Genomic DNA, 21,509 nt, shown 5'->3' on the forward strand with positions numbered 1-21,509 from the left:
TAAAAAACGCCGGATTTCTGGAATTTACCAGATGTCCGGCGTGTTTTTTCCTGCTTTTTTACTTTACGATTTCTGATCCAGATGATAGAATAATTCTATTCGCCCTATTAAAAAATAAGGAAAATCACACGAAAGGTCTGGTATTTATTTCTATGAAAAAAGGAAAGCCATCCGCCCTGCTCCCGATCGCCGTTTTTCTGGTGTTTTATCTGGGGTTCGGCATTTATTCCGAGTATATTTTAAAAATTCCGATGGGCTTCTACAACATCCCCATCGTCGTCTCGTTTCTGACAGCGATCCTCGTCGCCTGTCTGCAGAACCGCAGTGTCCCGTTTGAAGAAAAGCTCGCCCTCATGGGACAGGGCATCGGGGACAAAAACATCATCACAATGCTGCTGATCTTCCTCGCCGCAGGCACGTTTGTCGGCGTTGTCGGAAGGAGCAGTGCAGAGAGCGTTGCCTATTTCATGCTCTCCTGGATTCCGGCAAAATATGCCGTCGCTGTGCTCTTTGTCGTTGCCTGCTTCGTCTCCACGGCCATGGGAACCTCCGTCGGAACGATCACGCTTCTCGTGCCGATCGCCGCTGCTGTTGCCGAGACCTCCGGCTTTTCGCTGGCGCTCTGCGTCGCCTCCGTCATGGGCGGATCCATGTTCGGCGACAACCTCTCCTTCATCTCCGACACGACAATCGCCGCCTGCAACGGACAGGGCTGCGAGATGAAAGACAAGTTCCGCGAAAACTTCTGGATCGCTCTCCCGGCTGCTCTTGCCACGCTGGCGCTGATCCTTGTAATCTCCTTCCGACAGGCGCCGGGCACACCGATCGTCCACGAATACCATCTGCTGCAGATGGTTCCGTACCTGCTCGTGCTGATCGGCGGCATCGCGGGCATTCAGGTGTTTGTCGTACTCCTTATCGGTATTGCTTCCGGTGCCGTTATCATGCTCGGTACGGGACAGACGACGCTCTTGGATATGCTCTCCAGCATGGGAAGCGGCACTTCGGGTATGTTTGAGACATGTATGGTTGCGATTCTTGTCGCTGCGATGTGCGCGCTGATCCGGGAAAACGGCGGCTTTACTGTCCTGCTTCGTGCCATTCACAAAATCTTCCGCGGAAAAAAGGGCGGCCAGCTCGGTGTCGGCATTCTCGTCGCGCTGCTCGACATTGCGACCGCAAACAACACCGTCGCGATCGTCATGGCAAACCCGATCGCAAAGCAGATGTCCGAGGACTACGGCATCACCCCACGGAAAACGGCATCGCTCCTCGATACCTTCTCCTGCATCTCACAGGGCATCCTGCCGTACGGCGCGCAGATGCTCGTGGCGATTTCCGCGGTGCATGAACTGGAATATGAGCTCTCCGCCTTTGAAATCATGGCAAACCTCTTCTATCCGGGCATGCTGCTTGTCAGTTCGCTGATCTTTATCTTCGTTCTGCCGGATCGGAAAAATGCCGAAAGCAATGCTTAAAAAGTTCCGTATCGGATCAACTCAAAAAATCATGTTAAAATGCCCACCGATTTCACTTTTTCGTTTGATTGGCGGGCATTTTTTTGCTTTTTTTGGCAAAAATCGCCAAAATTGCAGTAACATTTACGGTTGAAATTCTTTTATGCGGGTAGTATAATCGGGGTCGTGACATTGAGAAGGAGTGATGTTATGTGGGTTATGGGGAGAAAGGACAACAGAAAAAGTGAAATTATTAAGACAGTTCCTTGTAATTATGGCGGTTTCGTTCGTCGGAGAAATCCTGCACGCCGTGCTGCCGCTTCCGATTCCGGCAAGTATCTACGGCCTTGTGCTGATGCTGGCGCTTCTGATGACGGGGGCATTAAAACTTGATGCCGTCGAGGACGCAGGCAAGTTTATGATTGAGATCATGCCGGTCATGTTCATTCCGGCGGGCGTCGGCCTGATGGAATCCTGGGGTGAATTAAAAGCCGTTCTCGTTCCGGTTCTCGTGATTACGCTCGTCAGCACCATCGTCGTTATGGTTGTGTCCGGACGCGTGACACAGGCGGTCATCCGGCTGGAAAAGAAACACAAAGGAGGGGACGCAAAATGACAAATATGTTCTGTGAATCTGCATTTTTCGGCGTTGTCATCAGCCTTCTGGCGTATGAGCTCGGCATGCTGTTAAAGAAAAAATTTGGGCTTCCGATTTTCAATCCGCTGCTGATTTCCATTGCAGTCGTCATTGTATTCCTTGCTGTTTTCGATATCGATTATCAGAATTATAATGACGGTGCAAAATACTTGAGCTATCTGCTGACTCCTGCAACGGTCTGCCTTGCGATTCCGCTGTATGAGCAGATGGAGGCATTGAAAAAGAATATCAAAGCCATCCTCGCCGGTATTCTCTCCGGCGTGCTGACGAGCCTTACCGTGGTTCTCGCGCTGGCGCTGATCTTCAATCTGAATCATAAAATGTATGTAACACTGCTGCCGAAATCCATCACAACGGCCATCGGCATGGGTGTTTCGGAAGAGCTCGGCGGTGCGGTGACGATCACGGTTGCCGTTATCATCATCACGGGTGTGCTGGGAAATATGCTGGCGGAGACGCTCTGCAAGCTGTTTCACATTGAGGAGCCGATTGCAAAGGGCATCAGTATCGGATCGGCCTCCCATGCGATCGGTACGGCGAAGGCCATGGAGATGGGCGATGTCGAGGGCGCGATGAGCAGCCTTTCGATTGCAGTTGCAGGTATTCTGACTGTGGTCGGAGCGTCGATTTATGCGATGTTTATCTAAAAACGAACACTGATAAAAAGCAGAAAAAATCCGGGAATGGAAAGCAATGTAAAACTTTCCGTTCCCGGATTTTCTATCCCTGAAATTCTATAACTAAAAATTAAAATTCCGACTGCAGAAACTCTTCAATAAAAAGAAGCGCAGTAGCACTCCGGCCCTTCCGGGTCGATGCAGATATGCTCGAGCGTTCCGCTGTGCATCGAAAGCCCCATCGTCAGATCCTGCACAATCTGCTGCTTCGCCGTCTGGCGGTGCTCATAGATGTACTGATACACACTTTTCTTATTAATCTTTTTTAACGTAATTGTGGTAATACTCTTTTCGTTCACGCAAAAACGTCCTCTCTTTTACCGCTCCATCACATTGATTGACTCGATACCGACGCTTCCGCCGCGCACGACTTCGATCTTGCTGAATTCCTCTTTCATCAGCTTCACAACTGCATCGTTTTTCGTCGCCGTCTGGACAAACTCGAGCAGCAGGCTGTCTTTTCCGTAGTCGATGACCTTCGCCTTGAACGTCTCAGCGATCTGGAACAGCTCGACTTTGTCAGCTGCGCTGCAGTTGAATACCTTGATATACAGAATCTCTTTCATGCGCACAAACACGTCGGTGAAGTCGATGACTTTGATGACCTCGACCATGCGGTTCAGCTGTTTTTTGATCTGCTCAAACGTCTCATCGTCACTGACCGTGGCGATCGTCATACGCGATACGGTCGGGTCCTCGGTCGTTCCGACGGTCAGGCTGTCCAGGTTATAGCTTTTTGCGGAAAAAAGCCCGGAAATCTTGGAAAGGACACCAACCTGGTTTTCTACGTACAGTGAAATCCATCTTTTTTTCATTCCCTTATTCATCGCGCTCTCCTCCTAACAGTCCATAATCATATCTTCGAGCGTTCCGCCCGGCTTGATCATCGGGTAAACCATCTCCTCCGGATCGATGATAAATTCGATGATTGTCGGAGTCTTGGTGTTTTTCTTCGCCTCTTCAAACGCTGCGGCGATATCCTCTTTCTTCATGACGCGGATGCCTTTTGCGCCGTAACTCTCAGCCAATTTGATAAAATTCGGCGTGTATTCCGGGTACTCTTCTCCGTCTGTTCTGCGGGAAAGTGCACCGGCGCGCAGGTTTGTCATGCTGTACCGTTTGCCGTAAAACAGCTTCTGCCACTGGCGTACCATGCCGAGGTATTCATTATTGAAGATACACAGGATGACCGGCAGCTCCTCGAGAACGGCAGTTGCCAGCTCCTGAATATTCATCTGCATACCGCCGTCACCGGAAATCGCGATGACCGGTTTGTCCGGGTTGCCGATTTTTGCTCCGATCGCGCCCGGAAGGCCGTATCCCATCGTTCCAAGGCCGCCGGACATGATGATCTGGCGGTTTTCGGTAATGTCGACGTACTGACTTGTCAGCATCTGGTGCTGTCCGACGTCGGTGACGATAATCGCATCGTCAAACTGCTCGTTGATCGCGTTGAAAATATCGAGCGGTCCCATCACGCCGTTCGGGCGCATCGTCAGCGGATGCTCGTTCTTCCAGGCATCGATCTGGGCAAGCCATTTCGATGTGGAGCATGGCTCTACGTACTCTGCCATCTTCGTGATCGCCTCTTTTGCATCGGCTACGATCGGGATATCGACATGGATGTTTCGAGAGATCGAAGCGGTGTCTATGTCGATGTGGACGATCTGCGCGTGCGGGGCAAATTCATGCAGCTTTCCGGTGATACGGTCATTGAAACGTGTTCCGATCGAGAACAGCAGATCGCACTCGCTGACTGCCATATTCGCCGCATACGCGCCGTGCATGCCAAGATTTCCGATGAACAGCGGATGTTTCGTAGAGATCGCGCCGCGTCCCATAACGGTTGTGACAACCGGCACCTGTGTTTTCTCGACCACTTCGCGGAACACTTCCTGCGCATGTGCGATGTTGACGCCGCCGCCGGCAAGGAACAGCGGGCGTTTTGCTTTCGAAAGCATCTTTAACGCACGTTTTAACTGGCCGATGTGAACGCTGGTGTTCGGTTTGTAGCCGCGGATATTGACGTTTTTCGGATACTCTGCGCTGCCGAACTCTGCCATGACATCTTTTGGAAGGTCAATGAGAACCGGGCCCGGTTTTCCGGTGCGTGCGATGTAGAATGCCTCTTTGATGATGCGTCCGAGATCTTCACGGTTTCTTACCGTCACGCCGTATTTCGTGATGCTGCGGGTGATGCCGACAATATCAACCTCCTGGAATGCATCGTTTCCGATGAGGTGGCGGGCTACCTGTCCGGTGAAGCAGACAAGCGGAACGCTGTCGTAGTTTGCCGTTGCAAGACCGGTGACCAGGTTGGTTGCACCAGGGCCACTGGTAACGAGGCATACGCCGACTTTTCCTGTCGTTCTCGCATAGGCATCCGCCTCATGCACCAGCGCCTGCTCGTGGCGCGGCAGAACGATTTTGATTTCATCCTGTTTGTAAAGCTCATCGCTGATATCAATGGTACAGGCTCCCGGATAACCGAAGAGATACTCGACACCCTCCTCCTTCAGAGCCTTTACCAGAAGTTTGTTTCCTGTAATCTGTTTCATATGAAAACCTCCTGTTCTAAATTTGCTGCATAAAAAATCCCCGAACATAAAACACCTTTTCTGTGCCTTACGTTCAGGGAGAATGTTTCCATCCACGGTACCACCTGAATTCCAGAAGAATACACTTCTGCTCATTCCGTACAGGATTTAACTTTTTTCATCCGATACGGCATCCCGGTAACGTGGGAACTACGTTGGAGCCTACTTGGAAAACATTGCTGTCCGCTTTTTCTGTTCAGTCCACTGCTCGAGGGCTACTTCCGCAGGCACGCTCACGGAGATTCTCACCAGCCATCTCCTCTCTTTGCTTTGCGCCGCCAGGTACTCCTCCCTGTCACTGCATTTTAGGTTTTGTTTTTTCTTAAATTACTGTCTATTATAGTCGGAAATGCCGCTCGTTGTCAATCGTTTCGCGCCCTTTTCTTGACTTTTCGCCCTGCGTGTGCTTTACTTAATCAGGTTTTTCTAATTAAAATAAGGAGTTTATACCCATGATGATTACATACACACAGGAAGAACTCTCTTCCATTGTCCACGCATTTGCTTTCCCGGGAACGATTACAGACTGGACGCCGCACGGGAACGGCCATATCAACGATACGTTTCTGGTGCGCTCTACCGAAAACGGCGTCCTCCGCAAATCGATTCTGCAGCGCATGAACCGCACCGTTTTCCACAATCCAACGGAGCTGATGCAGAATATTGCACAGGTAACATCATTTCTGCGAAAAAAAATCACAGCCGCAGGAGGAGATCCATTCCGCGAGACGCTGAACCTGATTCCGACGACAGACGATGCCTGGTTTTTCGTCGATGAGCGCGGAGAATTCTGGCGCGCATTTCTCTTTATTTCCGATGCGTCCTGCTATGATGCCGTGACAGATCCAAAGCTGTTTTACGAGACCGGTAATGCTTTCGGCCGCTTCCAGCAGATGCTCTCCGATTTTCCGTCAGCCTCTCTTTTCGAGACGATCCCGGATTTCCACAACACACCGCTCCGCTACCAGGCGCTTTTACAGGCGGCACAGGCGGATCCGAAAGGACGGCTGAAAAACGTTTCGGATGAGATGGCGTTTTTCCTCGACCACGCAGACGATTACGGCGTAGCCGAGCGCATGAAGGCCTCGGGCGAGCTGCCGCTCCGCGTAACGCACAACGATACGAAGCTGAACAACATTATGATTGATGACAAAACCGGCGAGGGCATCTGCGTCATCGACCTAGACACCATTATGCCGGGACTGTCGATCTTTGACTTCGGCGATTCCATCCGCTTCGGCGCGAATACGGCCGCTGAGGACGAACAGGATGTCTCGAAGGTGTCTCTTTCCCTTCCTCTCTTTGAGAGCTATACAAAAGGCTTTCTCGCAGGCTGCGCAGGCTCTTTGACCCGCGCGGAAGTCGAAATGCTGCCGATGGGTGCAAAATTAATGACCCTCGAATGCGGCATCCGTTTTCTCGCCGATTACCTGATGGGCGATACCTACTTCAAAACCGCTTACCCGGAGCACAACCTCGTACGTGCGCGGACACAGATTGCGCTTGTAGCGGATATGGAGGAGAAATGGGGCGAGATGGAGAACATCGTCGCACGGGCTTCGTTTTCCCACTAAGCACCCGCATAAATTCACAGCATCAAAAAGACACAGCTGGAAGTATCTTTCTGCCTCCTGCTGTGTCTTTTTTGTTATCTTTCTACTATACAATATGTTTTATATTATGCTCTCGGAACGCTGACAATCCGCAGATCGTATTTCTTCAGCATCTCGCCGCCCTGTACTTTCTCGCCGGTCAGGATATCTTCTTTTCCGTCGAAGACTACCGGAAGCGGAATCTCCTCATCTTTGAAGTTGATGATAAAGTACAGATCCTCGCCGTCTGCCTGGCGTTTTGTGATCTCGAGTGCTGTTGCTTCTCCAATCACCGGCTGGATGGCTGCGCCGTCTGCTGCCATAGCAAGAACTTTTGCAAGGCCGCTCTCAGAAAGGTCGGTTCCGACATAATATACGGTTCCTTTTCCGAACTGATTTTTTGCAACAGCAGTCATGCCTGCATAGAAATCGCTCTCATACTGTGCGATTTCTTCAGCTCCTTCGAGGTGCATCAGGTCGCATACGAGACGGCACTCTTCCTCGGTTCCGTCTGCGAAACGGATCTTGTTTCTCTGCTCCGGTGCAAGAGCGTCGATCTCTTCTACCCATACGCCTGCCATTTTTCTGAGCGGTCCCGGGTATCCGCCGAGATGAACGTTGTCCGACTGTCCGACGATACCGCTCATGTAGGTGGTGATGAGAGTTCCGCCTGCCTGTACATAAGCCTCCAGGCTCTCTGCCACACCGTCTTTTACCATGTAAAGAACCGGTGCTGCAACGAGGTCATATTTGGAGAAGTCCGCGTCGATCGGGATCATATCGACAGCGATGTTCTTGTTATAGAAGTAATTGTACATCTGCTCGATCTGGTCTACGTAACGTAAATCGCGGTTCGGTCCGCTGGTGTACTCCAGTGCCCAGTAATTTTCCCAGTCGAAGATGATGCCGACTTTTGCGTGGTTCTCGGAGCCCATCACACGGCTTCCGATTTTCTCCAGTTCTTTTCCGAGCTGGGTTACCTCACGGAAGACACGGGTATCTGCGGTTCCTGCGTGTGCGATAACAGCACCATGGAATTTCTCGCATCCGCCGACGCTTCTTCTCAGCTGGAAGAACTGAATCGTGTCTGCGCCGTGTGCAACGGTCTGATAGCTCTGTGCGCGCATCTGGCCCGGTTTCTTTAAGGAGTTGTACGGCTGCCAGTTCTGCTGGCTCGGAGTCTGCTCCATCAGCATGAACGGTGCGTCTTTGAGGCCGCGCATCAGGTCGTGGGTCATAGCTACGTGGCTCCATGGTGTATTGTAGCTCGGGTAGTTGTCCCAGGATACGATATCCATTTCTTTTGCCCACTTGAAGTAGTCGAGACCTTTGTACGTTCCCATCAGGTTTGTGGTGATCGGTGTTTCTTTGTCGTATTTGCGGATCGCGTCACGCTCCATTTTGTAGTTGTTCAGCATGCCGTCGGAGTTGAAACGCATGTAGTCGAGGGACATTCCTGCAAATGCAGTGCCGCTTCCCCATGGCATTCCGTCTCCCAGATCGTTCGGCGGTACAATCTCGTCCCAGTCGTAGATGGTGTGGCCCCAGAACTCCATGTTCCATGCCTTGTTGACTTCATCGAGTGTTTTGTATTTGTCTTTCAGCCATACGCGGAACGCTTTTGCACAGTTCTCGCAGTAGCACTCGCCGCCGTACTCATTGCTGATGTGCCAGCAGACGATGTTTTTGTTGTCGCCGTAACGCTCTGCCAGTTTTTCTGCCAGGCGTTTTGCATATTTCTGGAAAACCGGGCTGTTCGGGCAGGCATTGTGGCGATGACCGAATTTGTGATGGCGTCCTTCGAAATCGGTTCTTGCCACTTCCGGATAACGGTGTACCATCCATGCCGGGAGTGCGCCGGTGGATGTTGCCATGACGATCTGGACGTCCTCTTTTGTCAGGGTGTCTACGATCTCATCGAGCTCTGTAAAGTCGTACTCATTCTCGGACGGCTGGATTTTTGCCCAGGAAAATACGTTGATCGTGGTGCTGTTGATGCCGGCCTGATGGAAAAGTTTCATATCCTCATCCCAGATCTCTTTTGGCCACTGGTTTGGGTTGTAGTCTCCTCCGTATAACATTTTTTTGAATTTTGGCTGCATTTTTTTGATTCCTCCTGTGTTTGGATATCTCGTTTTGATGGCTCTATTATATACTGGTCTTTGTGAGAAAAGTATGATATGCTTGTCTAAAAAGTATGAATTTTCGAAACTCATTCCGGAATCTTATTTTAGACTTTTCTTTCAGAAAGGAACTGACTGTTATGCCTATTTTTTTTAAACCATCCGCCTCTGATTTTTCCCTCTCCGCTGACAGCATCGGCAACCGCTGGCTGCAGGAGCCCGTTGTGCGCCCGAACGGATTCCCCTTATATCACTGGATTCAGACGGAACGCAGCGAAGGGCTGCTGACCCTCGAAGGTCAGGAACTTTTGCTGAAACCAGGTGATGGTGTTCTGATTGCTCCGCATGTGCCGCATGAATACCGCGAAAACGACGGCAGCGGGATGTGGTTTACATCCTTTCTGACCTTTGACGGAAAGCTCTCCGATGATCTCTATAAAATCTGTGCCGTCTCGCCGTATCTTTTCGTTCCGGCCTCAGAGGGCGCGTGGTTTCAGGAATGGATTGACCGCATAATCGACTCACATTTTCTGAAAAATGACATCGACGATGCTGCGCTCTCCGTCGGATGCTTTGAGTTCCTGACACGCCTTTCCCAGCTCCGCACCGGCCTTTCCCGGACGGAGCATCCGCTGTATCTCCAGTATGTCCGCCCGGCAATGCAGGAAATCGAAAGTCATCTTTCCAACCCGCTCAATGTGGATGATCTCGCGGAACAGCTCCATATCACACCGCAGTATCTGACACGCCTGTTCCAGCGTTTTGTCGGCAGCTCTGTCCGCTCGTACATCAGCGTTCTGCGCATCAGCCGCGCCAAGGAGCTTCTCATCAGCCGTCCCTACACTACGCTCGACGGCATCGCCGCTCTCTGCGGCTACCGCGATGTCAGCTACTTTATCTCGGTTTTCCGCCAGCAGACCGGGACAACGCCGAAGCAGTTCCGGAAGCTGTACGGCATATAATCTGAAACACCCCTCTTTCCGGCGCAAAAAAGATCCTCCGTCTCATTTCACAGACGAAGGATCTTTTTTCGTTCTCTCTTATTTCATGCTTTTCAGAATGCTTCTCGCAACCGACAGTCCGTTTGCGCTTGCCTGCTGGAGGCCGCGGGTTACGGATGCGCCGTCGCCGATGGCGCGGAGGCCTTTGACGCTGGTGCAGAAGTCTTTGTCTACGACAACTTTGTTGGAATAGAATTTGACTTCTACGCCGTACAGCAGTGTCTCATCGCTGGCGATACCCGGTGTTACTTTGTCGAGGGCTTCGATCATCTCGGCAATGTCGACCATGATACGGTGCGGGAATACCAGGGAAAGGTCGCCCGGAACGGCATCTTTTAAGGTCGGGATCAGGTTATTGCGGCAGAGACGCTCTTCTGTCGTTCTTCTTCCGCGTTTGAAATCGCCGTACGTCTGAACGAGGATCTTGCCGTCGCAGAGCATGTTGGAAAGCTGTGCGATCTGTTTGCCGTACTCGATCGGGGTTTTAAATGGTTTCGTAAAGTTCTTGGATACCAGGAGGGCAAAGTTCGTGTTGTTTGTCTTGAACTCCTGGGATTTGTAGGCGTGACCGTTTACAACTGCCAGACCGTTTTCATAATACTCAGTTGCCACCTCACCGGACGGGTTCGTACAGAAGGTACGCACTTTGTCGTCAAAAGTCGGGGTATAGTAAACGAGTTTTGCCTCGTACAGGTTCTTGTTCAGGAACTCCATGACCTCGTCGCGGACTTCCACGCGGACACCGATATCGACGGTTCCGACCTCGGTCTCGATGCCGTGGCCGTTGCAGATATGTGAGAACCAGTCGGCTCCCTCGCGGCCTACTGCGGAGACAATCTCATCTGCCTCGTAAACCGTTCCGTCCTCAAGTGTTACAGCTGTCGCACGGCCGTCCTCGATCGTAATATCATTGACCATCGTGTTGAATTTCATTTCCACGCCGATCTCTTTTAAGTGATCCTCGAGGCGGCTGTAAATCTTGTAGCCCTCCTCAGTTCCGAGATGGCGGATTGGACATTCGATCAGCTTCAGGTTGGCGTTGATCGCTCTGCGGCGGATCTCACGGATCTCTTTTTCTTTATCGACACCGTAAACATTCTTGTCTGCGCCGAAATCCAGATAGATCTGGTCGGACTCATGGATCAGCTCAACCGTCTTTTCATATCCTAAAATCTCCGGCAGATTTCCACCGACATCCGGGGAAAGAGAAAGCTTTCCGTCGGAGAATGCGCCTGCTCCGGCAAATCCCGTTGTGATCGAGCACGGTTTGCAGTTCACGCATTTTTTCGTTTTTCTCTTTGGACACTGACGGCTCTCGATCGAACGTCCTTTTTCGATCATCAGCACCTTCAGATCCGGTTTTTCTTTCAGCAGTTCATAGGCACAGAAAATACCTGACGGGCCTGCGCCGATAATAATGACATCATATTTCATTCTTTTTTAATTTCCTCTCGTTTTTTATCCCATCACGATCAGATACTGGCCGTCCGGCAGGGCAAAGACTTCGCTCTGCTCTTCTAATTCTGCATCCGACATTTCTTCCACGTCCATGCCCTCTTCTTCCATGTAGGCGCGCACGTCGTCCAGATTGTCGGCAACGACTGCAAGGCAGTCCTCCAGAAAGGCCTCTGCCTCATCGTAATTTTCAGCCACCGGCTCGTCGAATAACTGGCCCTGATTCATTAAAAATGTGTTGATGCATTCTTCAGTATATTCTCCCATTCTGGTTTTCTCCTCTGTTCGTTTTATTTTTCCTGATTCTTTCTGTGAAAAAGCGTTAAGATTTCCTCCGGCCGGTCGAGCAGCTCCATCGCATGGTTGTCGATCAGCTCCTGGCGCGGGCGGAATCCCCACGTCACACCAACGGTAAACATGCCTGCGGCGTTTCCGGTCTGCATATCCGTATTGGTATCGCCAAAGTACAGGCACTCTTCCGGTCTGGCGCCGAGTGCGTCTGCAATCGCGAGCGCACCGATCGGAGACGGCTTTCTCGGGATTTCTGCGGTCTGCCCCTGAATCCGGTTGAAAAAGCCCGGTCCGTACACGCTCTCCACGACGTGGATGGCCGCCTCGTGCGGCTTGTTGGAACATACGGCAATCGGAACTTCTTCCCGCAGCGCGGTCAGGGTTTCCCGCATATTAGGATACGGTTTTACGTGATACAGCGGGTCCTCGTTGAACCACGCGCGGCCAAGGCGGATGCCCTCCTGCAGATAGTTGAGTTCTGCATCTCCGGCGTCTTTTAAAGCGCGCTCCACTGCCAGATCGAAACCGTCTCCGGCGTAAAAGTTGAAGGCTTCTACCGGGCGCGGCACAAGTCCAAAATGTTCCAGAACGCGGTTGACTGCGTGCGCAATCGACTCTACAGTGTCTGCGATGGTGCCGTCCAGGTCAAAGATACAAGCTTTTATCATATTCTGACTTCCCTTCATTGTCTCTTTTGTTCTTCGATTTTCTTTCTTCTCTCTCTTCTTGTCCGCAATCATTATATCCTGTATTTTCTCCCTGCGCAACCATATTTTCTTTTCCTGCACTTTGTGATAAAATGAAGCTGTTTTTCAGATTCTTGGAAAGGAAAATAGAGAATATGAATCAGACTGTGAAAATATTTTTTACCGATATGGACGATACCCTGCTGAATTCCGAAAAGCAGGTGACAAAAGAAAACATGGATGCCATTTCAGAGGCACTTGCCGCCGGCCACAAAATTGTGTTCAACACCGGCCGCCCGCTCTCCGGCTTTCTGCCGATCTTAAAAGAGCTCGGACTCGACCGCGAAGGCTGCTATGCCATCGCATTCAACGGCGGACTGATTTACGACTGCGCGGCAAAGAAAACGCTGTACCGCCGCACGATTCCGCTCGAATATGCACGCGTGATCTTTGAAAAAACGCAGGAGGCAGGCCTCTACTGCCACACCTACTCCGACACCTCTCTTCTCTGCCGCCATGCGGGCGAGGAAACGCGTATTTACACGCAGGCAATCCACATTCCCGTTGTGGAGGATCCGCTTCTGCCGGAACACCTCGCCAAGGAGCCGTGCAAGATGATCGTGATTGATCTCCACGACCGTGCAAAAATGGACGCTTACCGCGCTGCCATGGAGCCGTGGGCAAAAGGAAAAATTTCGATGTTCTACTCCAGCCCGCATTATCTCGAGCATGTCCCGGAACACGTTTCCAAGGGCCATGCCGTGAAAAAACTCTGCGAGCTTCTTCAGATTCCGCTTGCCAACACCGTGGCTGCCGGAGATCAGGAAAATGATATTTCGATGATCGAGGCAGCTGCCGTCGGTGCCGCCATGAAAAATGCGACCGATGCCGTAAAGGCGAGTGCCGATTATATCACGGAAAACGACTGCAATCACAGCGGCGTGGCGGAGATTCTTCGTAAGTTTATCCTTGCCTGATTCTGTTTCTGTGTCAGGAAACCTTCTTTTTCTTGTTTTCTTTGGCACTTTTTCCGAATTCTGTAAGATTTTACTTTCTTTTTTATTGAAACTGTATTACAATAGTTTCAAAGGACGGCATTTGAAAGGAGACTTGAATCGAGATGTCACGGAAATCAAAACGTATTCTGCTTACTCTGGCTTCTGCCGCTGTCGGCGCAGCCTGCGGTGCGGCAGTCTATTTTATCCGGAAAGGAAAAGCAGATCTTGAAACAGATTTTGACGATTTTAAAGACGAATTTGAAGAGGAAGAGCCTGCTCCTGCTGAACGTACTTATACGACCCTTCCGAAAACGAAAGGTGCGGAGGATGCTGCACCGGATCTGGAATCTGGCGATGATGAAGCGGATTCTTGCGAGGAAGAAACAACAGAAGAAACTGCAGGCGCCGCAGAAGAAACACCGTCTGCTGCGGATCGTGAAGTTTCTCCGCAGGAAGAAAGCGAAGTAACCGCAGAATAAAACCCAAAAACAGAATATAGAAACATAAGGAAGTAATTCCTGGGGAGGGAAACCTCCCCTTTTTTATGGAAAGGAGATTGTTATGGAACTTGCAAAACGCGATGACGTTCCTGTAGAACTTACCTGGGACCTGTCTTTAATTTATCCAACCGAGGAGGCCATGCTGGCTGATGCGCAGAAAATGAAAGAATTAAGTCTTTCTATGGAAGCATCCTACAAAGGAAACCTCACCGATGCAGCCACGATCAACCACTGCCTCGACGATTACCAGGAGGTCTACCGTCTGATCACACTGACCGCCAACTACTGCGATCTCGCCGTTTCTGTCGACTATTACAACAGTGCAAACCAGACGCGCAACGACCGCATCAACAGCCTGATCTCTGAGATTTTCAGCCGTCTCACCTTTATCGAGAGCGAGCTTTCCGAACAGTCCGAGGATGTTTTGAACGAGGCCATGCAGCAGTCAGATACGAACCGCTGCTATCTCGCCGAGATTCTCCGCAACAAGGCACACCGCCTGAGCCCGGAAACCGAGCGTGCCATTTCCGCTCTGTCCCAGACCTTCTCGGCTCCGTACCAGATCTACAACATGGCAAAGCTTGCCGATATGAAATTTGATTCTTTCACCGTAAACGGAAAAGAATATCCGCTCGGCTACTCCCTGTTTGAGGATAATTACGAGTACGAAAAAGACACCGATATCCGCCGCAGTGCATTCTCCGCCTTTTCTGCAAAAATCAGACAGTACGAAAATGTAACGGCAGCTGCTTACAATGCCCAGCTGCAGACAGAAAAGACCATGGCCACGCTGCGCGGCTTCGATTCCGTCATCGATTCTCTGCTGTTCCCGCAGCAGGTCAGCCGTGAGCTGTACAACCGCCAGATCGATCTCATCACCACCCGCCTGGCTCCGCATATGCGCAAATATGCCCGCCTGCTGAAAAAGGTCCACAACCTTGACCGCATGACCTTCGCCGATCTGAAAATCGCCGTCGACCCGGAGTACGATCCGTCTGTCACGATCGAGGAATCAAAACAGTACATCGAAAAAGGTCTTGCCATTCTCGGTGATGATTACGTTTCCATGATTCAGGAGGCCTACAAAAAACGCTGGGTTGACTTTGCACAGAACCAGGGAAAATCCACCGGCGGCTTCTGTGCCAGCCCGTACGGAAAAGGTTCCTTTATTCTCTTAAGCTGGAATAACCGCATGGCAGATGTTTTCACGCTGGCGCATGAACTCGGCCACGCCGGCCATTTCCGTCTCTGCAACGGCGCACAGGCGATTCTCGATACCGAGGTTTCCTCTTATTTTGTCGAGGCGCCGTCTACCATGAACGAGCTTCTTATGGCTCATTATCTGCTGAAAACGACCCCGGACAAACGGTTCCGCCGCTGGGTTTTAAGCTGTATGATCAGCAACACATATTATCATAACTTCGTCACTCATCTGATGGAGGCTGCTTACCAGCGCGAGGTTTACAAGCTCATCGATGCCGGCGACAGCGTACAGGCTGAGACGTTAAGCAGCATTATGAAAGAGACCCTGCAGAAATTCTGGGGCGATGATGTGGAAATTTCCGATGACGCAGCGCTCACCTGGATGCGCCAGCCGCATTACTATATGGGACTTTACTCCTACACCTACAGCGCCGGACTGACCGTTGCCACACAGGTCTGCAAGCGCATCGAAGCCGAAGGCCAGACCGCTGTCGATGACTGGAAAAAGGTACTGACCGCCGGAAGCACGAAGACACCGGAAGAGCTGGCAAAAATGGCCGGCGTTGATATCTCGACGGATGCACCGCTTCTCGATACGATCGAGACGATTGGATCGATCATCGATGAGATCTGCGAGCTGACCGAAGAGCTGGGCTGCTGATCCTGTCCGCATTGTAACTCTCTATCAAACAGTAAAAACGGATTGTTCCGTCAGCTTTTGTTACTGGCGAAGCAATCCGTTTTTTTCATATCTTTTTTCACGCATTCCAGCACTTTTTCAGAATCGCAGCTGCCTCTGCAATCTCCTCCTCAGAAAGCCCGGCGTACCCAAGCAGCACTGTGCCGCCCTGTGCGGGATCTGCGGCAGCGCCGATGCAGTACCGTTCCAGCCCGTACACGCGCACGCCATCCTCTTTTGCCCGCTGCACCGCCTCCGCTTCGGAAAGTCCTCTCGGCAGGTGGACCAGCACATGGACTCCCGCATTCTCGCCGGACACCGTGTACTCCCGCCCAAACTCCTTCAGAAGCCGGATCAGCAGGTCGTGTTTCCCTTTATACTGTGCACGCATCCGGTTCAGATGGCGCTCGAACGCGCCGCTCCGCATAAACTCTTCCAGAATCTTCTGGTCCGTCTTCGAAACTGTCGCGGAAAAGCATCTTCCGTTCTCCTCGTAGGCAGGCAGCAGCGTCTCCGGCAGCACCATGTAGCTGATGCGGATGGACGGCGCAATCGCCCGCGAAAACGTTCCAAGATAGATCACTTTTCCCTCTGTGTCATTGCCCTGCAGTGCCGGGATCGGGCGGCCCTTGTAGCGGAATTCACTGTCGTAATCATCCTCAATCAGATACCGCCCATTTTCCCTCGATGCCCACGCAAGGAGCTGCATCCGCCGCTTCATCGGCATGACCATGCCCATTGGGAACTGGTGCGACGGCATGATGTACGCCAGATCCGCCCCGCTTTTTTCCAGCTCCGCCGGCCGCATGCCCGCTTCGTCCATCGAAATCGTACACATCGCATAGCCGAGCTTCGCAAAACAGCGGTAGGCACTGATGTAGGTCGGATTTTCCATCGCCACTTTATGGCCACGCCCTAAGATCACCGAAAGCAGCATCAGCAGATAATCATTTCCCGCTCCGACGATGATCTGCTCTGTGCGGCAGTTCACGCCGCGTGCGTGGTGCAGATAGTCGCGGATTGCCTCCCGAAGACCGTGCTCGCCCTTCGCATCCCCGAGCTGGAACAGGCTGTCATCTGCGTCCAGCAGGACTTCTTTCGAGATCTTCTTCCAGCTGTTCTGCGGAAATCCGCCCGGCGCCGTGCCGGTCACGGCAAAATCGTAGTGGAACGGCATCTGTTCCGCGGCATCATCCTCCTTTGTCTCCTCTTTCTTTTCATCGAGGCGGTACAGCCCCTCAATCTCACAGACAAAGTAGCCTTTGCACGGCACACTCTCCAGATACCCTTCGGATACCAGCTGCTCATACGCCAGATCCACGGTACTCCGGCTCACCGACAGATAGCCCGAAAGCGCCCGCGCCGACGGCAGCCGCTCCCCTGCACGGATCCGTCCGCCGCGGATTTCCTCGCGGATAAAACCGTAGATCTGCTCATAGAGCGGTGTCTTCCGATGCGGATCCAGCGAAATCGTCAATTCATTCATCTTCCCATCTCCCTGACAAAAAGAACAGCCGCTTGGGATGTCGGTTTCATCCAGGCGGCTGCTCTGTTCCATTTCAAAATTCTTATTTATTTCGCTGCCGGCAGCTTGAAAGAGCTCTTCAGAGATACGATACGGTTGAACACCAGCGCATCCTCTTTGGAATCTTTTGCGTCTACACAGAAGAATCCGTTTCTGACAAACTGGAAGCTGTCATATGCTTTCGCATCTTTTAAAGACGGCTCCAGATAGCACTCTTTTAATACGGTCAGGGAATTCGGATTCAGGTTCATGGAACCATCCTCGTTGTAAACGCCCTTCTCCTCGTCGATCAGGTTTTCGTACAGACGGCACTCTGCTTTGACAGCGGTCTTTGCTGCTACCCAGTGGATTGTTCCTTTTACTTTTCTTCCGTCCGGGGAATTTCCTCCCTTGGACTCCGGATCGTACGTTCCATGGATTACGGTAATATTTCCGTTCTCGTCTTTCTCGCATCCGGTGCAGGTGACGAAGTATGCGTTCATCAGGCGGACTTCATTGCCCGGGAACATACGGAAGTATTTGCGGACCGGCTCCTCCATGAAGTCTTCGCGCTCGATGTACAGTTCTCTTCCGAACGGTACCTGACGGCTGCCAAGCTCCGGATTCTCGAGGTTATTCTGTACTTCCAGCATCTCAATCTGGTCTTCCGGATAGTTGTCGATGACAAGTTTCACCGGATTTAAGACTGCCATGGTACGGGCTTTTTTCAGCTTCAGATCCTCGCGGATGCAGTACTCCAGCATCGCATAGTCAACGGAGCTGTTTGCTTTTGATACACCGCACAGATCTACGAATTTCTTGATGGACTCCGGTGTAAAGCCTCTGCGGCGGAGTGCTGCGATGGATACGAGACGCGGGTCATCCCAGCCGTCTACCACGCCGTCCTCTACCAGCTTTTTGATGTAACGTTTTCCGGTAACCACGTTGGTCAGATACAGCTTTGCAAACTCAATCTGGCGCGGCGGCATCGGATATTCCAGCTCGCGTACAACCCAGTCGTACAGCGGACGGTGGTCCTCAAACTCCAGCGTACAGATAGAATGGGTAATGCCTTCGATGGCGTCCTCGATCGGATGCGCGAAGTCGTACATCGGGTAGATGCACCAGGTATCGCCGGTTCTGTGGTGATGCATATGGGCTACACGGTAGATAACCGGGTCTCTCATGTTGATGTTCGGTGATGCCATATCGATTTTCGCACGGAGTACTTTGCTTCCGTCCTCGAACTCGCCGTTTTTCATGCGCTCGAACAGGTCCAGGTTTTCCTCTACGGAACGATTGCGGTACGGGCTCTCTTTTCCAGGCTCGGTTAAGGTTCCGCGGTACTCACGGATCTCCTCTGCGGACAGATCGCAGACGAATGCTTTTCCTTTTTTGATCAGTTTTACGGCTGCCTCATACATCTGTGGGAAATAATCGGATGCGTAGTACAGATGATCTTTCCAGTCTGCACCAAGCCACTGGATATCGGCTTTAATGGAATCAACAAACTCGGTTTTCTCTTTCGTCGGGTTTGTATCATCGAAACGCATGTGGAACTCTCCGTTGTACTCCTGTGATAAACCGTAGTTTAACAGGATGGATTTTGCATGTCCGATATGAAGATAGCCGTTTGGCTCCGGCGGGAATCGTGTGCAGACATGGTCGTAAACGCCCTCTGCCAGATCTTTGTCAATCGCAAGCTCGATAAAATTTTTGGAAACAACTTCTTTTTCTTCCATAATAAGGTCAGGCCTCCCTCGAATCTTTTCGTTTGGAGCACTGCCCCGAAAAGGGCGCAAAATGCTCTGTGTATTCTATCACTATAACACAAAAGCATTCTCCTGCAAAGCATTTTTTTCGGTACACAAAGCCGCCGGAGCGGACCGGTGCCTATTCTTCTGCCTCGTGTGCGGTCACCTGGCGGTGCTCCACGGAGGTCGAGAACACGATCTGCGTCCGCGTCCGTCCAAAATGCTGCAGCTCGCCGATAAACTGGTCGAGCTCAATGGTACTAACAAAAAGGCCCTCAATGAGCATGGAGTAATCACCGGTAACGCAATTACATTCCACGACATTGTGGACCTTTTCAATATAGGGATAAAATTCTTTTTTCTGAACCGGCTCAACCTCGAGGTTGATGAACGCTTTGATCGGATATCCCAAAAGCGCCGGATTTAATTTGACCTGATATCCTGTAATGTAGCCTTCCTTCTCCAGCCGCTCAATTCTGGCGGAAACTGCCGGGGAGGATAAAAATACGTGTTCCGCGATTTCTTTCAGCGGCATCCTGGCATTTTCCCGAAGGAGATTCAAGATTTTTGCATCGATGTGATCGAGCTCATGGCGCATCGCATCGTTTCTGCTTTTTTCATGTTTCATACGCTGCTCTCCTGTTTTTTTCACTTTTATACTGTTCAGCATATCACGTTCGCCGTTTTTTGTCTACGAAAACGTGTCCTCGCGGAAACTGCTTTCGAAAAATAAGTAAAAGTGCCTCTTTCCCTTGGTATTTAAAATCAAATGCAAAAATAAATAAGATTCCACAATTCTTCGGCGGCGGTATTTACAAATTTCTGCCCTGGTGTTATTCTTCCGGTATCGAAAGGCAAAGCAAGAATTGTTTCAGACAATATACACAACTCAATGCGTGCAGAAAGAAGGAGATTATTATGAAAACAAGAATTGAAGCAGATTCCATTGGTTCCCTTGAAGTCCCATCCGACGCCTACTACGGGGTACAGTCCCTGCGGGCAAAACGGAATTTCCCCATCACGGGAACGCCGATCCACCCGGTCATGATCCAGAATCTGGCGAAAATTAAAAAGGCAGCTGCCATCTCCAACCGCGAAGCACAGAGACTTCCGGAAGAAAAAGCGGCTGCCATTATCTATGCCTGTGATGAAATCATTGCCGGCAAATTAAAAGACCAGTTCATCGTTGACGGCATCCAGGGCGGCGCCGGAACGAGTGCTAATATGAACGCAAACGAAGTCATCGCAAACCGCGCCATCGAAATCCTGGGCGGCACCAAGGGTGATTATACCATTGTCCACCCGAATGACCACGTCAACATGGCACAGTCCACAAACGACGTTATCCCAAGTGCAGGAAAACTGACCGTGCTCGATCTGCTCCCGGATCTTCTGCATGCGCTCGAGTCACTCCACGCAGCACTGCTCGATAAGTCCCAGGAATTTGACCACATTTTAAAGATGGGAAGAACCCAGCTTGAGGACGCTGTTCCGATGCGTCTCGGCCAGAGCTTCCACGCTTACGCAACGATGATCGAGCGTGATATCCGCCGGATCGAACGCGCCAGAAAAGAGCTGTTCACCCTGAACCTCGGCGGAACAGCCATCGGTACGACGATCAATGCTTCCGATTACTATCTCCACCACATCGTGCCGACCCTCGCTGCTGTGACAGGCTATCCGCTGATGCAGGCGGACGATCTGTTTGACGCGACGGAGAACCTCGACGGATTTGTGACGATCTCCAACACGTTAAAGACCTGCGCCGTCAACCTCTCCAAGATGTGCAACGACCTGCGCCTGCTGTCCAGCGGACCGCGAACCGGATTCGGCGAGATCAACCTGCCGCCGATGCAGAACGGATCCTCGATTATGCCGGGCAAGATCAACCCGGTTATCCCGGAGGTTGTGACACAGGTTGCCTTCCATGTCATCGGAAACGACACCACAATCACGATGGCGGCTGAGGCTGGCCAGATGGAGTTGAACGCGTTTGAACCGGTTGTCTTCTACTCCCTGTTCTCTTCCATCACCTCGATGACAGGCGCTGTGAATACGCTTGTGAAGAACTGTATTCTCGGCATTACCGCAAATGAGAAACGGTGCGAGGATCTCGTTTCGAAGAGTGTCGGCATCACAACGGCGCTCTGCCCGTATATCGGATACCAGAAAGCGGCCTCGATTGCAAAGAAATCGCTGAAGACGGGCGAGAGTGTTACTTCTCTGGTTCTGAAAGACGAACTGCTGACACAGAAACAGCTCGACGACATTCTCGATCCGTACGCTCTGACCGGACCGGAACTGCCGGCAGAAGACGATCTGGCTGGCTGAATG

The 21,509-nt window shown here is 51.4% G+C and carries 19 protein-coding genes and 1 other annotated feature; of the genes, 9 read left to right on the forward strand and 10 right to left on the reverse strand.

What is annotated here, in order from left to right:
- Positions 1 to 50: 50 nt before the first annotated feature.
- The 3 genes from DW769_RS12100 (at position 51) to DW769_RS12110 (ending at position 2,762) form a co-directional block, all read left to right on the forward strand.
- Positions 51 to 1,478, forward strand: coding sequence for a Na+/H+ antiporter NhaC family protein (locus DW769_RS12100; protein ID WP_279220835.1), 1,428 nt, complete (start codon positions 51 to 53; stop codon positions 1,476 to 1,478).
- Positions 1,479 to 1,701: 223 nt separating this feature from the next.
- Positions 1,702 to 2,073 (forward strand): CidA/LrgA family protein, encoded by a 372-nt coding sequence (locus tag DW769_RS12105; protein ID WP_055221279.1) that lies wholly within the window; start codon positions 1,702 to 1,704, stop codon positions 2,071 to 2,073.
- Complete coding sequence (locus tag DW769_RS12110; protein ID WP_117760554.1) at positions 2,070 to 2,762, forward strand: LrgB family protein; 693 nt, start codon at positions 2,070 to 2,072, stop codon at positions 2,760 to 2,762. The genes DW769_RS12105 and DW769_RS12110 overlap by 4 nt, the downstream gene beginning before the upstream one ends.
- A 125-nt stretch (positions 2,763 to 2,887) precedes the next feature.
- Here the strand turns inward: DW769_RS12110 and DW769_RS16635 are convergent, their stop codons facing one another.
- From DW769_RS16635 to ilvB, 3 genes are read right to left on the reverse strand one after another with little or no spacing between them, the layout of a single operon-like run.
- Positions 2,888 to 3,091, reverse strand: a complete 204-nt coding sequence (locus DW769_RS16635; RefSeq protein ID WP_055227113.1) for a hypothetical protein — start codon at positions 3,089 to 3,091, stop codon at positions 2,888 to 2,890.
- A gap of 18 nt (positions 3,092 to 3,109) precedes the next feature.
- Positions 3,110 to 3,619 (reverse strand): acetolactate synthase small subunit, encoded by a 510-nt coding sequence (gene ilvN, locus DW769_RS12120; protein WP_117509738.1) that lies wholly within the window; start codon positions 3,617 to 3,619, stop codon positions 3,110 to 3,112.
- Between the two features lie 12 nt (positions 3,620 to 3,631).
- The gene (ilvB, locus tag DW769_RS12125) at positions 3,632 to 5,350 is read right to left on the reverse strand and encodes a biosynthetic-type acetolactate synthase large subunit (RefSeq protein ID WP_117760555.1); all 1,719 of its coding nucleotides are present in this window, start codon (positions 5,348 to 5,350) and stop codon (positions 3,632 to 3,634) included.
- Positions 5,351 to 5,421: 71 nt separating this feature from the next.
- Positions 5,422 to 5,697 (reverse strand) — a binding site (T-box leader).
- A 144-nt stretch (positions 5,698 to 5,841) separates the two neighbouring features.
- Between ilvB and DW769_RS12130 the strand changes: the two genes are divergently transcribed.
- Positions 5,842 to 6,963, forward strand: a complete 1,122-nt coding sequence (locus DW769_RS12130; RefSeq protein ID WP_022463090.1) for a phosphotransferase enzyme family protein — start codon at positions 5,842 to 5,844, stop codon at positions 6,961 to 6,963.
- Between the two features lie 104 nt (positions 6,964 to 7,067).
- Here the strand turns inward: DW769_RS12130 and DW769_RS12135 are convergent, their stop codons facing one another.
- Positions 7,068 to 9,083 (reverse strand): beta-galactosidase, encoded by a 2,016-nt coding sequence (locus tag DW769_RS12135; RefSeq protein WP_118750427.1) that lies wholly within the window; start codon positions 9,081 to 9,083, stop codon positions 7,068 to 7,070.
- 161 nt (positions 9,084 to 9,244) lie between these two features.
- On the opposite strand from DW769_RS12135, the gene DW769_RS12140 reads away from it, so the two are divergent.
- Positions 9,245 to 10,066, forward strand: a complete 822-nt coding sequence (locus DW769_RS12140) for a helix-turn-helix transcriptional regulator (protein WP_118750428.1) — start codon at positions 9,245 to 9,247, stop codon at positions 10,064 to 10,066.
- Between the two features lie 78 nt (positions 10,067 to 10,144).
- On the opposite strand, the gene DW769_RS12145 is transcribed toward DW769_RS12140, so the two are convergent.
- The 3 genes from DW769_RS12145 to DW769_RS12155 are packed head-to-tail and all read right to left on the reverse strand — an operon-like array spanning position 10,145 to position 12,519.
- Positions 10,145 to 11,539 (reverse strand): NAD(P)/FAD-dependent oxidoreductase, encoded by a 1,395-nt coding sequence (locus tag DW769_RS12145; protein WP_022463087.1) that lies wholly within the window; start codon positions 11,537 to 11,539, stop codon positions 10,145 to 10,147.
- 24 nt (positions 11,540 to 11,563) lie between these two features.
- Positions 11,564 to 11,827, reverse strand: coding sequence for a hypothetical protein (locus DW769_RS12150; protein ID WP_055221292.1), 264 nt, complete (start codon positions 11,825 to 11,827; stop codon positions 11,564 to 11,566).
- A 23-nt stretch (positions 11,828 to 11,850) separates the two neighbouring features.
- On the reverse strand, positions 11,851 to 12,519 hold the full coding sequence (locus DW769_RS12155) for an HAD family hydrolase (RefSeq protein ID WP_055221324.1): 669 nt from the start codon (positions 12,517 to 12,519) through the stop codon (positions 11,851 to 11,853).
- A 173-nt stretch (positions 12,520 to 12,692) separates the two neighbouring features.
- Between DW769_RS12155 and DW769_RS12160 the strand changes: the two genes are divergently transcribed.
- The 3 genes from DW769_RS12160 to pepF all read left to right on the forward strand — a co-directional run bounded on the left by DW769_RS12160 (position 12,693) and on the right by pepF (position 15,899).
- Complete coding sequence (locus DW769_RS12160) at positions 12,693 to 13,514, forward strand: Cof-type HAD-IIB family hydrolase (RefSeq protein WP_158579822.1); 822 nt, start codon at positions 12,693 to 12,695, stop codon at positions 13,512 to 13,514.
- Between the two features lie 143 nt (positions 13,515 to 13,657).
- Positions 13,658 to 14,014 (forward strand): hypothetical protein, encoded by a 357-nt coding sequence (locus tag DW769_RS12165; protein ID WP_118601413.1) that lies wholly within the window; start codon positions 13,658 to 13,660, stop codon positions 14,012 to 14,014.
- 82 nt (positions 14,015 to 14,096) lie between these two features.
- Positions 14,097 to 15,899, forward strand: coding sequence for an oligoendopeptidase F (gene pepF / locus DW769_RS12170; RefSeq protein ID WP_199688482.1), 1,803 nt, complete (start codon positions 14,097 to 14,099; stop codon positions 15,897 to 15,899).
- A gap of 97 nt (positions 15,900 to 15,996) precedes the next feature.
- Here the strand turns inward: pepF and pdxR are convergent, their stop codons facing one another.
- From pdxR to DW769_RS12185, 3 genes are all read right to left on the reverse strand, one after another.
- Positions 15,997 to 17,403, reverse strand: a complete 1,407-nt coding sequence (gene pdxR / locus DW769_RS12175; protein ID WP_118750435.1) for a MocR-like pyridoxine biosynthesis transcription factor PdxR — start codon at positions 17,401 to 17,403, stop codon at positions 15,997 to 15,999.
- Between the two features lie 86 nt (positions 17,404 to 17,489).
- Positions 17,490 to 19,163 (reverse strand): glutamine--tRNA ligase/YqeY domain fusion protein, encoded by a 1,674-nt coding sequence (locus DW769_RS12180; protein ID WP_022463080.1) that lies wholly within the window; start codon positions 19,161 to 19,163, stop codon positions 17,490 to 17,492.
- A gap of 151 nt (positions 19,164 to 19,314) precedes the next feature.
- A complete protein-coding gene (locus tag DW769_RS12185; RefSeq protein WP_243105454.1) occupies positions 19,315 to 19,803 on the reverse strand; it encodes an Lrp/AsnC family transcriptional regulator in 489 nt (162 codons plus the stop codon).
- Positions 19,804 to 20,093: 290 nt separating this feature from the next.
- On the opposite strand from DW769_RS12185, the gene DW769_RS12190 reads away from it, so the two are divergent.
- Positions 20,094 to 21,506: an aspartate ammonia-lyase gene (locus tag DW769_RS12190; RefSeq protein WP_055221302.1), complete on the forward strand. Its 1,413-nt coding sequence runs from the start codon at positions 20,094 to 20,096 to the stop codon at positions 21,504 to 21,506.
- Positions 21,507 to 21,509 lie beyond the last annotated feature (3 nt).

Origin of the sequence: Blautia sp. AM29-29 (assembly GCF_003480555.1) — a bacterium.
In the GTDB taxonomy this organism is placed as follows: domain Bacteria; phylum Bacillota; class Clostridia; order Lachnospirales; family Lachnospiraceae; genus Fusicatenibacter; species Fusicatenibacter saccharivorans.

Bases quoted from the DNA above. Each gene is read 5' to 3' on its own strand.
- DW769_RS12110 (WP_117760554.1), top strand. From the start codon at position 2,070: ATGACAAATATGTTCTGTGAATCTGCATTTTTCGGCGTTGTCATCAGC.
- ilvN (WP_117509738.1), bottom strand. From the start codon at position 3,619: ATGAATAAGGGAATGAAAAAAAGATGGATTTCACTGTACGTAGAAAAC.
- ilvB (WP_117760555.1), bottom strand. From the start codon at position 5,350: ATGAAACAGATTACAGGAAACAAACTTCTGGTAAAGGCTCTGAAGGAG.
- DW769_RS12130 (WP_022463090.1), top strand. From the start codon at position 5,842: ATGATGATTACATACACACAGGAAGAACTCTCTTCCATTGTCCACGCA.
- DW769_RS12135 (WP_118750427.1), bottom strand. From the start codon at position 9,083: ATGCAGCCAAAATTCAAAAAAATGTTATACGGAGGAGACTACAACCCA.
- DW769_RS12140 (WP_118750428.1), top strand. From the start codon at position 9,245: ATGCCTATTTTTTTTAAACCATCCGCCTCTGATTTTTCCCTCTCCGCT.
- DW769_RS12145 (WP_022463087.1), bottom strand. From the start codon at position 11,539: ATGAAATATGATGTCATTATTATCGGCGCAGGCCCGTCAGGTATTTTC.
- DW769_RS12150 (WP_055221292.1), bottom strand. From the start codon at position 11,827: ATGGGAGAATATACTGAAGAATGCATCAACACATTTTTAATGAATCAG.
- DW769_RS12155 (WP_055221324.1), bottom strand. From the start codon at position 12,519: ATGATAAAAGCTTGTATCTTTGACCTGGACGGCACCATCGCAGACACT.
- DW769_RS12160 (WP_158579822.1), top strand. From the start codon at position 12,693: ATGAATCAGACTGTGAAAATATTTTTTACCGATATGGACGATACCCTG.
- DW769_RS12165 (WP_118601413.1), top strand. From the start codon at position 13,658: ATGTCACGGAAATCAAAACGTATTCTGCTTACTCTGGCTTCTGCCGCT.
- pepF (WP_199688482.1), top strand. From the start codon at position 14,097: ATGGAACTTGCAAAACGCGATGACGTTCCTGTAGAACTTACCTGGGAC.
- pdxR (WP_118750435.1), bottom strand. From the start codon at position 17,403: ATGAATGAATTGACGATTTCGCTGGATCCGCATCGGAAGACACCGCTC.
- DW769_RS12180 (WP_022463080.1), bottom strand. From the start codon at position 19,163: ATGGAAGAAAAAGAAGTTGTTTCCAAAAATTTTATCGAGCTTGCGATT.
- DW769_RS12185 (WP_243105454.1), bottom strand. From the start codon at position 19,803: ATGAAACATGAAAAAAGCAGAAACGATGCGATGCGCCATGAGCTCGAT.
- DW769_RS12190 (WP_055221302.1), top strand. From the start codon at position 20,094: ATGAAAACAAGAATTGAAGCAGATTCCATTGGTTCCCTTGAAGTCCCA.